Origin of the sequence: Escherichia sp. WS2035, from assembly GCF_046487065.1 — a bacterium.
Classification (GTDB): Bacteria; Pseudomonadota; Gammaproteobacteria; order Enterobacterales; family Enterobacteriaceae; genus Escherichia; species Escherichia coli.
The window spans coordinates 89,456-103,464 of the sequence record NZ_JBJQKD010000001.1 but is presented as its reverse complement, the minus strand read 5'-3'; the positions used below and the strand labels follow the sequence as shown (position 1 = coordinate 103,464).

At 46.7% G+C, this 14,009-nt stretch carries 11 protein-coding genes and 1 pseudogene; 8 read left to right on the top strand and 4 right to left on the bottom strand.

The features are described from left to right. Positions 1-213: 213 nt before the first annotated feature. Positions 214-1,071, top strand: coding sequence for a helix-turn-helix domain-containing protein (locus ACJHX4_RS00545; RefSeq protein WP_000620995.1), 858 nt, complete (start codon positions 214-216; stop codon positions 1,069-1,071). 124 nt (positions 1,072-1,195) lie between these two features. On the opposite strand, the gene fdeC is transcribed toward ACJHX4_RS00545, so the two are convergent. Further along, entirely contained in the window at positions 1,196-5,443 is a 4,248-nt protein-coding gene (gene fdeC / locus ACJHX4_RS00540; protein WP_000092553.1) for an inverse autotransporter adhesin FdeC, read from the bottom strand. Positions 5,444-6,008: 565 nt separating this feature from the next. Here fdeC and ACJHX4_RS00535 point away from each other — a divergent pair. Both ACJHX4_RS00535 and ACJHX4_RS00530 read left to right on the top strand, forming a co-directional pair. Continuing rightward, a complete protein-coding gene (locus tag ACJHX4_RS00535) occupies positions 6,009-6,860 on the top strand; it encodes an aldo/keto reductase (protein WP_001174452.1) in 852 nt (283 codons plus the stop codon). Positions 6,861-6,886: 26 nt separating this feature from the next. Next, on the top strand, positions 6,887-7,876 hold the full coding sequence (locus tag ACJHX4_RS00530; protein ID WP_001172283.1) for an aldo/keto reductase: 990 nt from the start codon (positions 6,887-6,889) through the stop codon (positions 7,874-7,876). Positions 7,877-7,906: 30 nt separating this feature from the next. On the opposite strand, the gene ACJHX4_RS00525 is transcribed toward ACJHX4_RS00530, so the two are convergent. Continuing rightward, a complete protein-coding gene (locus ACJHX4_RS00525; protein ID WP_000910713.1) occupies positions 7,907-8,800 on the bottom strand; it encodes a LysR family transcriptional regulator in 894 nt (297 codons plus the stop codon). A gap of 199 nt (positions 8,801-8,999) precedes the next feature. After that, on the bottom strand, positions 9,000-9,926 hold the full coding sequence (locus ACJHX4_RS00520; RefSeq protein WP_001524125.1) for a LysR family transcriptional regulator: 927 nt from the start codon (positions 9,924-9,926) through the stop codon (positions 9,000-9,002). A gap of 156 nt (positions 9,927-10,082) precedes the next feature. On the opposite strand from ACJHX4_RS00520, the gene ACJHX4_RS00515 reads away from it, so the two are divergent. From ACJHX4_RS00515 to ykgO, 5 genes are all read left to right on the top strand, one after another. Continuing rightward, a complete protein-coding gene (locus ACJHX4_RS00515) occupies positions 10,083-11,003 on the top strand; it encodes an alpha/beta hydrolase (RefSeq protein WP_000860035.1) in 921 nt (306 codons plus the stop codon). 172 nt (positions 11,004-11,175) lie between these two features. After that, positions 11,176-12,318: an NADH-dependent flavin oxidoreductase gene (locus ACJHX4_RS00510; RefSeq protein WP_000182343.1), complete on the top strand. Its 1,143-nt coding sequence runs from the start codon at positions 11,176-11,178 to the stop codon at positions 12,316-12,318. 472 nt (positions 12,319-12,790) lie between these two features. Next, positions 12,791-12,892 carry a small membrane protein YkgR gene (gene ykgR / locus ACJHX4_RS00505; RefSeq protein WP_000662258.1) on the top strand — a complete coding sequence of 34 codons (102 nt, stop codon included), beginning with the start codon at positions 12,791-12,793 and terminating at the stop codon, positions 12,890-12,892. A gap of 364 nt (positions 12,893-13,256) precedes the next feature. Then, the gene (locus ACJHX4_RS00500; protein ID WP_000803998.1) at positions 13,257-13,520 is read left to right on the top strand and encodes a type B 50S ribosomal protein L31; all 264 of its coding nucleotides are present in this window, start codon (positions 13,257-13,259) and stop codon (positions 13,518-13,520) included. Further along, a complete protein-coding gene (ykgO, locus tag ACJHX4_RS00495; protein ID WP_000866436.1) occupies positions 13,520-13,660 on the top strand; it encodes a type B 50S ribosomal protein L36 in 141 nt (46 codons plus the stop codon). The genes ACJHX4_RS00500 and ykgO overlap by 1 nt, the downstream gene beginning before the upstream one ends. 34 nt (positions 13,661-13,694) lie before the next feature. Here ykgO and ykgL read toward each other — a convergent pair. Further along, positions 13,695-13,920 (bottom strand): annotated as a pseudogene (gene ykgL / locus ACJHX4_RS00490) (protein YkgL). Between the last annotated feature and the right edge of the window lie 89 nt (positions 13,921-14,009).

The following is a 14,009-nucleotide window of genomic DNA, read 5'->3' as shown; positions in this document are numbered from 1 at the left end:
TACGTTAAAACGTAACCTCAAATTAGTATGTGGATTTTGATATCACTTATGCAAAAAATTCATTAATAATGTAGGACTGAAACCTCTCTATTTTTGGGGCAATGAAGCAGACGCTATCAGTGCTTTTGCCTTGGGACTTGCTGTTTTTGATACACTTAGGGCCCAGGACATAACGAAAATGTGCGATATGACAAAGAATTAACGGAGTATGTGATGATCAGGCAGAAGATTCTACAGCAGCTCCTGGAGTGGATTGAGTGCAATCTTGAGCACCCTATTTCAATCGAAGATATTGCACAGAAATCTGGCTACAGCAGACGCAACATCCAGCTTCTGTTCCGAAATTTCATGCATGTGCCTTTGGGAGAATACATTCGCAAACGAAGGCTTTGTCGTGCCGCCATTCTTGTCCGGCTCTCCGCGAAATCTATGCTTGATATTGCACTCTCTTTGCATTTTGATTCACAGCAGTCATTCAGCCGCGAATTTAAAAAGTTATTCGGCTGCTCTCCCCGTGAATACCGCCACCGTGATTATTGGGATCTCGCAAATATCTTCCCTTCTTTTTTAATACGTCAACAGCAAAAGACGGAGTGTAGATTAGTCAACTTTCCTGAGACACCTATTTTTGGCAATTCATTTAAATATGATATTGAAGTGTCGAATAAATTACCGGATGAAGAAGTCAAACTGCGACGTCATCATTTAGTCAGATGTATGAAGAATTTTAAGACGGATATCTATTTCGTCTCCACGTTCGAACCATCAACAAAATCGGTCGATTTGCTCACAGTTGAAACTTTTGCCGGTACGGTATGCAAACAAACCGATTCAGAGATGCCGAAAGAGTGGACAATTAACCGAGGACTGTATGCCTCTTTCCGCTATGAAGGTGAGTGGGAGCACTACCCTGAATGGGCGCGAAACCTCTATCTGATGGAATTACCTGCCAGGGGGTTAGCCAGAGTGAACGGCAGTGATATTGAGCGATTTTATTACAATGAAAACTTCGTCGAAATTGATAGCAATAACATTGTTTGCGAAATTTTTATCCCCGTTCGCCCGGTTTAGCCTGTAACTCCATCACATAAGATTTACCCTACCCTGCCACCGTCTAATCGGTGCCAGGGTAGGTATTCAGTAAATAATGGCGCTGCGCATGTCAACGCCATTATTATTTATTACATCGTCGTTTTTATTTCTCCTCAGCACCTTCAGTATCTGCAGGAACGGCGTTAATTGTCACAGTCACGGGTTTCATTTCATACCCTCCATATGTCAAAGAGTTGAATGTGAATGTGTATGTACCTGGCTTGTTGGTACTAAATGTACGCGTGATTTTCCCGCTCGCGAAATGGTCATTTTTCGACGGCAGGAACTGATAATCCGCCTCTGTCACCCCTTCCGGAGCCTCAATGTCGACCCACATGGTTCCTCCTACCGGGTTGTTTGCCGAGAACAGGGTTACCGTCAGTGTTGCTGTCGTTACCCCATCCGCCACCAGAGAATGCACATCAGATGTTGCGGCGAGCTCCGCGTTTTTATCATCCGCGACGAATTTAGATTCGGCAGTTTTCGTCGATTCCTGACCGTCGGCCTGTTCCACTTTCGCCGTGAGTGTATATGTCGCTGCGACAGTGGTCGTGGCGGTGAAAATAGCCTGCCCTTGCTCATTCGTTGTCGCCGTCCCATTGGGAGTCAGAACTAAATTTTCCGGGCTGGCAGTCAGCGTCACTTCGCTATCTTTCAGCAGGTTGTTATTGGCATCAGTCACCGTAACTTTATACGTCTGTTTGGTTTTGCCGTCCGCCACTGCACGGTTGCCAATCACCTCAATACTGGAGATGGTCGCCGTAGTCTTATCGGCCACAAACGTTACAGACTGCGCATTCGAAGGCTGGTCATTTCCTGCTGACGCCGTGATCTCATAGGTTCCGGCAGTCACGGAAACCACCTGCAACTCCGCTTTCCCCTCATCGTTGGCTTTCACCCACACATTATCGCCTGTAAGCGGCTTGACACCCCGGGGCAGATTAAAGGTCACCAGGCTCCCTGGAACAGGGTTACCATTTTTATCCTCAACGTTCGCCGTCAGCGTAAAGGCATCTTTGCCGTTTGCCACTTTTTGAACGGCGGTGTCTACCTGCAGGTTTGCCTGACCGGTGCTGGCATCCGCGTTGAATTTCACCGTGACCGTCTTCTGAGCACCATTCACCGAAGCGGAAATATTGTGTTCTCCCGCAACCGTTGACATAAGCTCAATGTCCACTTTCCCTGCCGCATTGGTTGTTACTGTATTCCCCGTCTTGCTGGTCACACCCTGCGGTAAAGTCAGCGTAACTTCTTGCCCCTGCAACGGGTTACCATAGCTGTCCACGACGGTCAGGGTTATCTGGTTAGCAGACTGTCCATTAGCCAGTTGGTTATTAACCTTCACTGTCATATCACGAATCTCAGCCTTAGATGCGTCACCTGCAACATTCAGCACCAGTGGCTGAGCAACGGCATTTTGGCCGTTCACTCGCGGCATCACAGACAACTGACCCGCGGCAGATCCCAGCGTTAAGGTCGACACGTAGACCCCATTACCTTTCTCTGTCCAGTTTCCTGCTGAAGGACGCTCACTCCCCGTGCTGGCGGCACCACTAAACACTGGTGCATCTGGCTTCAGCCCGGTGACCGGATTCCCGTACGCATCCTTCACGGTGAAGGTGAGTTCCGTCGTCGTTTTAACCGTTGGAGTTTTATTGTCCGCAACAAGCGTAGAGTTCGCTGATGACATCTCTCCGGCAATAACAGTCAGCTGCGCGGCTTCGGTGGCTGCAGGCTGGCCGTTGAAGAGCGGCATGACACGAAGCTCGCCCGTCTTTCCGCCTGTAGTTAACGTAGCAACATAGGAACCGTCACCTTTTTCGGTCCAACTGGAAACGGTCGCCCCTTCAGAGGCGGTCCCCGTCAAACTTGCCGACAACGAAAGACCACTGATAGCGTTGCCATGCGCATCTTTCGCCACCAGCGTTACGGTTGTGCTTTCACCGGCTTTTACGTGATCTTCTGCGACAGAGACTTTCGACTGGTTTGAAGATAATGCATCAGCCACCACGGTTACTTTTGCCGCATTCGCTGCCGCGTCCTGCCCATTGAGCTTCGGCATAACGTCTAATTCACCCGCCGTAGTGCCGAGAGAAATCTGCGCAGTCCAGGTCCCGTCGCCATTATCCGTCCAGCCTGATGCCGTAGAACCAGCAGCAGCTGCGCCCGATAATGACGGTGCATCCGGATTGAGGCCAGTTACAGGGTTGTCATTAGCATCTTTTGCCGTCCAGATTGCCGTAACTGTACCGCCAACCACCGGTTTATCAGGATTCAGGGTGATGGACGAATGTGCTGCATCAAGCGGCCCGGCAACAAACTTCAGCGTTTGTTGTAACGTGCCCAGCTGATACTGCTCGCTGAAGGCACGCACAACAACGTTCCCGGCACGGGTCGAAGAAACCGTGGCGCTGTAAACCCCTGGTTTTATTTCCGAAATGGCACCAACGGTTACACCATTAGTGTCTTGCGGAACAAGTCGCAGGCGGCTGGCTTCTCCCGTCACCGGATTACCCTCGGAGTCCACCGCTGTCAGTGTCAGCGTGTAGGCTTGCTGACCATCAGCAACCACATCACCTGACGGCTCGTTAGCGCTCAGGGTGGAGTTTGCCACATCCATCATCGTGGCCCGCAGTTCTGCAGTGACAGTTTTGCTCATGTCATCAACGCTAACAGTAATCGTTGCCTCACCTGACTGCGTTCCGGTAGTAAAGACAGACTGATACACCCCTGATTCAGTTTCGGTGAACTCACCCAGTGTTGGCTTTGCCTGTGATTTAGTGGCCTTCAGGGTACGAGTCACAATATTTCCAGCCGGTTTGAAGGTTAGTTCAGTCTTGATCTGATCTTTCATGCCCGTGACTGGCTGACCCTCGGCGTCGCGCAGAGACAGCACCAGCGGCTTTTGCTCATTACCGTTAGCAAGCATTTGAATACGGCTCTGACCGTCAAGCGTTAACGCCGTACGATCGGCGCTCATACCAGCTCCGCTAATAACCACTTCTGTCTGCACACGTTTCGAGGCATTGCCTTTGTTATCGTAGGCAATCGCTGAAATCGCATAATAATTGTCTTTGCCTGCCTGATAAGCCGGGAGCGTCACTTGCCACTGATTGCCCTGCCCCGTAATTTTTCCGCCTGCGGCCAGCAAAGACGGCGCTTCCCATTGCACATTTTTCAGACCGTGAGTTGCTTTGCTGACCACAAGCCCCAGGGAAACCGTCTGGCCGCCCTTGCCTTCAATACGCTCAGGCAGAGCAATACGGATCACTTCAGATTTGCGATACTCAAGAACGATATTGTTATTACGCTCAACCAGGTCATAGCGGCTGCCTGCCAGCATTCGACGCTCGCGAATGCTGTCTGTATCGAGTTGTTTTTCCAGAGGTTCGCCAATCCGATAATTAACTTCCAGGCCAAAGCGAGTGTCATTCTCACCACTCTTGCCCTGCTTATGCCCGGCACTCAGGGTCAGAAGAGGCACTGGCGTGTAATTCACTTCAGCGGTAATCGCATGTGGATCTTTCTGGCGTTTATCTTTACCAAACAGCCCGACTTCATCGCCATAATACTGTTCATACATGAGGCTTGCGCCAAGCTGCGGCCAGGCAGGTAAATAGCCCTCAGCACGAATATCCCAGCCATTCGCCGGGCGTTCCTGATAATCCTCAACATCCGGCGATTTTTTCCAGCCAGAAGCCCGGATATAACCATTGGCGCTCAGTTTCAAATAATCACGCCAGTATTCCGCACCAACACCAATGCGGGTATGACTACGGGATAAATCATGATCGATAAAAGTATTCACCCCCGCCATCCAGTCATTTTCTGAAAAATGACGCCAGCCAAAACCAATATTTGACTGAGTACGATCGTCGGTACGATGTATTGCCCCCTGAGTGAACAACATATTTGTCGGTGTATCATAAATCGGATAAAGCATTTCCAGCGAAGAGTCCTTCAGCGAGAAATTTTTATCGACATTCAGTTTGACGCGCGCAGTACCGTATTTCCCGAGCCACTCCTGAATTTCCTGGTTAGCTTTAGCGGTGGCCATTCCGGTAATAAAGTTACGTGTCGCATCGCTATCTGGCTGACTGCTTAAAAATGTCCCGGCATTAGCGGCAAGCGACGCGACATTTTTCTCCACGTTATTATTAGCAGTTACCGTAGTATTTTCCATGCTCAACCGTGGCTGAACCGCATGCTGCGCACGTGCTGCCATTACTGGCGTAAAGGTGACTGCGAGTGGAAAAAGAACCTGAACAGAGATATTTGCCCACGCCACGCAGCGGGCCAGAACTGAATAACGAAATCGTGGCTGTTTATTGTCTGTTTTATAACGTGACATTGAGATAATTTCCTGATGAACGAATTAACGAACATAGGCAGACACAAATAATGGCGTCTGCTTGTCAGAAAAACCGGGGATTTCCCGGTTTCCTTTTCCACAGAAAAGGAAATACCTTTATGTAAGAAAGTACACCGCCACCTAATATATCCAGTGTCTGTAGCCACTCATCAGGTGGTTGGGCGCGGGATTATATTTTTATTTATGGGTAAAAATTTAGCTTTTTGTGCAAGTCATTAAATAGATACTTAAGTTATATTTCTTACTCTGCGGGCAGTGAATAATTCATTATCCAGAGTGAATAATAATGACCCGTCTTTAATTAACTGCTATTGGGAGTACGTCGAAGTAAGTATATACGCCGGGATAAACCAATATATTTTTTATGGACATTCATTTTTATTCATCGGACTGTAAATTCCGGGGATATCGAACTTGCACGACTAATCTCAACCCTCAAACAGATTTATGAATTTTGTTCATAACCCCTGACAAATCCTGCCGTCTAATCGAGCTCTTCCCTTTACGTTATGCTTCTCATGAACGATAACGGAAGGATAACACCATGCAAAAAGTAAAACTGAACAACGGTATTGAAATGCCCCTGTTGGGCTTTGGTGTATTTCAGATGACCGATGCCGCCGAATGCGAAAGAGCGGTCATTGACGCTATTAACAGCGGTTATCGACTGATTGACACCGCCGCCTCTTATCAAAATGAAATCCAGGTCGGGAACGCACTGAAACAAAGCGGTATCGCCCGTAACGAACTCTTTGTCACCACGAAACTCTGGTTGCAGGATACCAGTTACGAAGGGGCCAAAGCCCAGTTCGAACGCTCTCTGAATCGACTGCAACTTGATTACGTTGACCTGTACTTGATTCACCAGCCATATGGCGATGTCCACGGAGCCTGGCGTGCCATGGAAGAGCTGCAACAGGCCGGTAAAATTCGCGCTATTGGCGTCAGTAACTTCCATCCTGACCGACTGGCAGACCTTATCGCTTTTAATAACGTCGTTCCGGCGGTAAACCAGGTTGAAGTTAACCCTTTCAATCAGCAGCTACAGGCCGTTCCCTGGATGCAAAGTCGTGGCATTCAGCCAGAAGCCTGGGCACCGTTTGCGGAAGGGAAAAATGGTCTGTTCCAGCATCCTGTTCTCACGGCAATTGGCGAGAAGTATGGCAAAAGCGTGGGCCAGGTTGTTCTGCGCTGGATCTACCAACGAGGCATTGTTTCACTGGCAAAATCAGTGCGAAAAGAACGCATGGAAGAGAACATCAACATTCTCGATTTTGAACTCAGCCCTGAAGATATGCTGCAAATTACCGCCCTGGATACCGCAACCAGCGCGTTCTTCTCTCACCGCGATCCCGCAATGGTGGAATGGCTGACTGGCCGCAAACTTGATGTTTAAGCCGCGATAAAAGAGGTATTCATTCAATGCAAAAACGTTATCTGGGTAAATCCGGACTCGAAGTCTCCGCCCTTGGGCTCGGTTGCATGGGCTTAAGCCACGGCTACGGCCCGGCGACCGATACCCGTCAGGCTATCGAACTTATTCGTGCTGCGGTTGAACGTGGTGTCACCTTCTTCGATACCGCCGAAGTGTATGGTCCGTATCTGAATGAAGAAGTGGTCGGCGAAGCCTTAAAACCGTTTCGTGACCGCGTGGTAATTGCCACTAAATTCGGTTTTACCTTCGGCGATGATAATAAGCAGCAGATTTTAAACAGCCGTCCGGAACATATCCGTGAAGCCGTTGAAGGATCATTACGTCGTCTGAAAACAGATGTTATTGACCTGCTGTATCAACACCGTGTTGATCCAGATGTTCCTATTGAAGATGTTGCAGGAACGGTGAAAGACCTCATCGCAGAAGGTAAGGTCAAACATTTCGGCCTGTCTGAAGCAGGAGCACAAACCATTCGTCGTGCACATGCGGTACAACCTGTCACCGCCCTGCAAAGCGAATATTCCATGTGGTGGCGTGAGCCTGAACAGGAAATTCTGCCGTTGCTGGAGGAACTGGGAATTGGTTTTGTCCCCTTCAGCCCACTAGGTAAAGGTTTCCTGACAGGGGCGATTAAGCCGGGAACCACTTTCGGCAAAGATGATTACCGCAGCACCGTACCGCGTTTCGCAGCACAAGCCATTGAAGCCAATGAAAAACTGGTCACCTTGTTAGGTGAACTGGCTGCAGATAAAGGGGTAACGTCTGCACAAATCGCACTGGCATGGCTATTAGCACAAAAGCCGTGGATTGTTCCCATCCCTGGCACCACTAAACTGAACCGGCTGGAAGAAAACCTGGCCGCTGCTGACATTGTTCTTTCGCAGAAAGATACGCAGCAGATAACCGAGGCGCTGGAAACAATTAAAATCGTCGGTGAACGTTACTCGCCTGAACATCAGGCACGCGTAGGCCGCTAATACCCAAACGGGTCCAGGATAAAGGACCCGTTATTCGGTGTAGCGAAGCGCATCGATCAACAGCGCAAAAGCTGGCGGATGCTGCTTGCGGCTGGGGTAGTAAAGATAATACCCAGGAAAAGTTGGACACCACTCCTGTAACACCTGAATAAGCTTGCCTGACTTTATATACTCCTGAACCATGTCTTCAGGGACACAAGCGATCCCAAACCCTGATAACGCGGCATCAATTCTTTCTGGCAATGGACTACACGTCAGTTGCCCATCAACCTTAACGCGAAGCGGTTTCCCTTCTCGCTCGAACTCCCAGTGGTAAAGCCCACCGGCAGTTGGCAAACGCATGTTGATGCAGCGATGATTTTGTAGCTCATGAGGCGTTTCAGGCGCAGGGTTTGCAGCAAAATACGCCGGAGCTCCCACCACAGCCATCCGCATATCTGGTCCAATCCTGACTGCAACCATATCTTTATCAACATTTTCACCCAGTCGTATCCCGGCATCAAAACGGCCTTCAACAATATCGACAAAACCGTTATCCACCACCAGTTCGACATTGATTTCGGGATACTCTCTGAGAAAAGGTTTTAGCTTCGGCCAGACCAGACTTCGCGCGGCATGTTCCCCGGCAGATAACCGAATATTCCCGGAGGGCGTGCCGTTCAATTGAATAAGTGATTCCAGTTCCTGTTCAAGCTCGTCAATACGCGGTTCAAGGCAGGCAATGATTCTCTCCCCCGCTTCTGTGGGAGCCACACTGCGGGTAGTCCGTGTCAGGAGGCGGATATTGAGCCTTTCCTCCAGAGCCTTCATTGCATGGCTAAGTGCAGACTGAGAGACGCCGAGTTTGCCCGCTGCTTTGGTAAAACTTCGCTCTCTTGCCACCACAAGAAAGATTTGCAGTTCGTTGAAGTTTTCTTTGAGCATTGGCGATTTCCTTGTAGAAGCATCCTCTTCACAGACACTCATGAAGGGGGGCATAGATGCTATTATTTTAACCACATTATTAGTAACAATGATAATCTGGCTGTATCGAAAATAATTCTAAACTTTCAGGAGATTTATTATGAATAAACGTATTCTCACGATTGCGCCATTCTTCTTACCGATATTCTGACACACATCATTAACTTTCTATTTTTACTCTTTTCTCCACCATAAAATCAATAAAAGCACGAACTTTAGAGGGCATTCTCACCCGAGATGAAACATATATATAAAATCCAGGAAATGAAACGGCCCAATCCTCAAGAATCGGCTGTAACTTGCCCGCATTGATATGTTCAGCGATTGCAAAATCCAGATGTTGAATGATACCCGTTCCATTCAGCGCCATTCGTATCATGCTTTCGTCATCATTAGAAATATACTTACCTGACACCTCTATTTCGAACTCTTCATTACCCCCCACAACATTCGAAAACTCCCATGCTGAGAGTGCACCGCTACTTTTATGCCGCAACCGAAGACAATTATGGTTACTCAATTCCTGAGGAGTTTCAGGAATACCGTGTTCTTTTAAATAATCTGGCGATGCCACAGTAACCAGTTTAATAAGCGGAGAAACAGGAATGGCAGTCATATGCTCATCCAGTCCTTGCTCAAGACGTATGCCCACATCACAGCCGTCCGCAATAATGTTAGATAAACCGTCATCCATAATGAGTTCTATCTTTGTTTTGGGGTAACGAGTAAGAAACTCGCCAATATGAGGCTCAACAAGCATCCTTGCTGCAACACGGGAGGAATTTATTCTCAACAGTCCTGTAGGTTCAAGTTGGGTATCACCGACATCTTTCAACGCATCATCAATTTGCCCCAAAGCCGACACCAGCACTTCATACAGATGCTGTCCTTCCTCAGTAAGCGACATATTGCGGGTTGTACGGTATATCAGCTTGGTGTTAAGACGTTCCTCAAGAGATTTTAAATTCTGGGACAATGCGGCCCGCGTAATACCCATTTCAGAGGCTGCTCTGGAAAAACTGCCGGCACGAACAATCAGCGCAAACCAGGCAAGGGAAGGCAAAATTGAAGGCTCTATTTTCATCATTGTAAACCTTAACTTAACACTGTGATAGATATTAGACCATTGATGATAACCAATACAAGTCATACTATTACGCCGTTCGCGATATGAACACGAATGCCAGTTGCGGATAATAGAAATGATATTTAAATCTGTTTAGGCAAATCCCTGGAGCTTGAAATGAAAACTGTTTCAATAAAACACACTTACTGGGATATAGCTGCTGATATCTATTTCCCTGACGATTTTAATAGTGAAAAAAAGTATCCTGCCATTATCAGTGCCCATCCAATTGGAAGCTGCAAAGAACAGACATCGGGTAGTGTGTATGGTGCCGCCCTGGCAAAAGCTGGCTTTATCGTCATTGCTTTTAATGCCAGTTTTCAGGGAAGCAGCGGTGGAGAACCGCGTTATCTGGAAGATCCAACAATGCGAGTAAAAGACTTCAGCATTGTCGTTGATTACCTTACCACCTTACCTTACGTTGATGCCGGGCGTATTGGTGTACTGGGTATTTGTGGTGGAGGTGGATATGCCATTAATGCCGCAATGACAGAACGTCGGATTAAAGCCATTGGTACTGTCACAGGTGCAAACTACGGGCGTCTTATGCGTGAGGGATTTACAGCGTTTAATCCTATCGGAGCACTCGAAGCAATGGCGCAACAAAGAACAGACGAAGCTAACGGCGCAAAACTTCGCGTAGATGATTTGCTTCCTTCTTCTCCGGAAGCAGCTCTTGAAGCGGGATTAACAGAAATAGACCTTTTTGAAGCAACAGAATATTATCGTTCGCCACGAGGCTGTGCGCCTAATGGGGTAAATCGTTCGCTATTTTCACATCAGACTGTTGCCGTGGGCTGGGATGCTTTTCATCTTGCAGAAGTCCTGTTAACTCAACCACTAATGGTTGTAGTAGGCGATAGAGTGGGCGCTTTTGGTGCCTATCGTGACGGCTGCGAAATTATTGGTCGTGCAGCCTCAAAACATAAAGAGTTGGTCGTGGTTGAAGGTTATTCACATTACGACCTGTATGATAAGCCAGAACCTGTGAAACAGGCGCTCGATAAATTAATTCCTTTTTACAAAACACATTTGTAATAACCTTGCAGGGAGATTCATTATCTCCCTGACATTTATCCTTTATTGACTACACGACAATAATAAAATTACTCAAAAAGAATTCTATTAAAGGAAAAAAGCATCAAAAAGTAGCAACTCAACTTATTAAGATTATACGCATTAAAATCAGATAAACATTTGAGGTATTGTTATGACAAATAAACACCCATCATTGTTTTCTCCTTTTATGCTGACAGAAAAAATAAAGCTACGTAATCGTATCGTTATGGCTCCTATGACAACCTGGTCAGCTAATCCTGATGGAACCATCTCTGAGCAAGAACTCGAATTTTATAAACGTCGCTCACAAAATGTTGGTTTAGTAATAACAGGATGTACCTATGTCACGCCAAGCGGCATTGGGTTTACTCATGAATTTGCCGCGTATGACGACCGTTTCATTAACAGCCTTGAAAAGTTAGCAGCTGCAGCCAAAAGTGGCGGTGCTCCGGCTATTTTGCAGATTTTCCACGCCGGTAATAAAGCCATCCCGGAGCTTGTGCCAAATTACGATGTTATTAGTGCCAGCGCATCAAGCGTAAAATCTGGTGACTTTATGAAGAGAGTGGTACAAAGCAGGGAAATGACTGAAAACGAAATTCAGGAAACCATTAGAGCATTCGGAGATGTCACAAAAAGGGCGATTAAAGCAGGTTTTGATGGCGTTGAACTTCATGGTGCGCACGGATTCCTTCTGCAGAATTTCTTCTCCCCTCTATTTAACCAGCGTAATGACCGATGGGGAGGAGATCTTGAAGGACGTATGCGCTTCCCGCTGGCCGTATTACAGGAAGTAAAAAATGTAGTCTATGAATATGCGACAAAGCCCTTTGCTATCGGTTACAGAATATCTCCTGAAGAATCTGTAACAGGGGGACTGCGGATAGAGGATACTTATAAACTCCTTGATCGGCTCATTTCATCCGGTATTTCGTATATACATACCTCGCTGGTCAGTATTAACGATAGCTACCCTGTTGAGTCGCCAAATGGTCCCCGAACTATTGAATTGATTTTAAATCATATTGCAGGCAGAGTGCCGGTAATCGCCGCAGGTAAAATACGCACACCGTCTCAGGCTCAAGAAGCAATTTCCGCTGGCCTGCCACTTGTTGCGATCGGTAAAGGGCTGGTGATAAATCCAGAATGGGTGACTTTAGCTGAATCAGGTAGAAGTCATGAAATTCAAACAGCCCTTAATCCACAACGCGTTCCTGAATTAACCATTCCGGATAAACTATGGGATCAAATTCAGGCATCGAAAGGAACTGGCTGGTTTCCGTTAATGGATTAAATATCGATTACTCTCCCGAGAGTAAAACTATCAAATCAATGAGTAACCGATACAGCCTCGCAAATTCTTTCAGATAATTAACCCGTCACTGCGGCACGTTCTCTCGCAAGGCGTGCCTGCAGTGTAATCCAGTATGTATCCGGCATAGTTGACGGTTTAATAGACTCAATTCCTCTCCCTGGTTACCTACAACGATATCTTGTATAACACCCCAGGAGATACGACGTTACGATGAGATGCGATATGCTCCTCAGCGCCAATCAACGCCAGGACTGGGCCAGTCTTGAGATCAGACTCATTCCCGTAACTGATTTCAGGCGACATATATCAATGACGTTGGGGCAATAAAAGATAGCCGATGTAATACATCTATTCAAATTTGTGATACATGTCAAAAAATTGGTTGACCAAACTCGTTATTTATATAAGGGCACTTACGAAGTGCACTCTTTTTTAAAGCGAGGAAGTACCAATGAAAGAGAATAAAGTACAGCAAATCAGTCATAAACTGATTAATATCGTTGTTTTTGTCGCAATTGTAGAATACGCCTATTTATTTCTCCATTTCTATTAATAACGGCAATAAACTGTTCACTTCAGTGATATTTAAAATATGCATCCTCTCCCTTTTTTGTAAGTAATTATTATATCCGTGGGAGAGGAATACACATTGTCAGGTAATCAATCATGCTGCAATAAATCATCGGCCAGTAAAGTGGAGATAGCCTCCATTCTCGAAAAATCCATACTCTCAGCGAAACCATCATCAATCACTCATCCAGGCGTTTATGGGAGCGTCGCCAATGGCTGCTAACAATGCCAGACTTCCCCGTTGCGGAAATTCCACATCCCACAAATAGTCACAGTGATTGGGTGTTGAAATGATCCGGATGAGCATGTATCTTTACGGTTATGTTATAACATAACAGGTAAAAATGATGAAACCCAATATCCATCCTGAGTATCGTACTGTGGTGTTCCACGACACCAGCGTTGATGAGTACTTTAAAATCGGCTCGACTATCAAAACAGACCGTGAGATTGAGCTGGATGGCGTAACGTATCCGTACGTAACAATTGATGTCTCTTCGAAATCGCACCCGTTCTATACAGGGAAGCTGAGAACAGTGGCATCAGAAGGAAATGTTGCACGGTTCACCCAACGTTTTGGTCGTTTTGTTAGCACGAAAAAGGGGGCATGATGAAAGTCCTTAACTCTCTGCGTACCGCAAAAGAACGCCATCCAGACTGTCAGATTGTGAAGCGAAAAGGACGGCTGTATGTGATTTGTAAATCTAATCCACGTTTTAAGGCCGTTCAGGGTCGTAAGAAAAAACGTTGATTTAAAATTCGACGAATTAACGATATTTGTCTGATTAATAATCAGACCGGATTAATGTTGGTGTATTTATTACACCAGCATTAATTTTCCTGGGGATGTATCTTCCTGTTCATTTAAGGTCAACTGCCTGACGTTTCTCTCCGAATATTCCATTATATTAATGTTGACTTGTTGACCAGCTTCGCCCTGTATGCTGGCATCAACTCTCTTTTAGACTGAACACGCCACTCAGTTTCCTCCCTTTGCGACGCAGCCTGCATTTACACTCAAACTGTTAAGATGATAAATGTGGTAAATCTGTTGGTACTGACATAAAAACGTTTACGCCACAGGAACGGCCAGATCCATC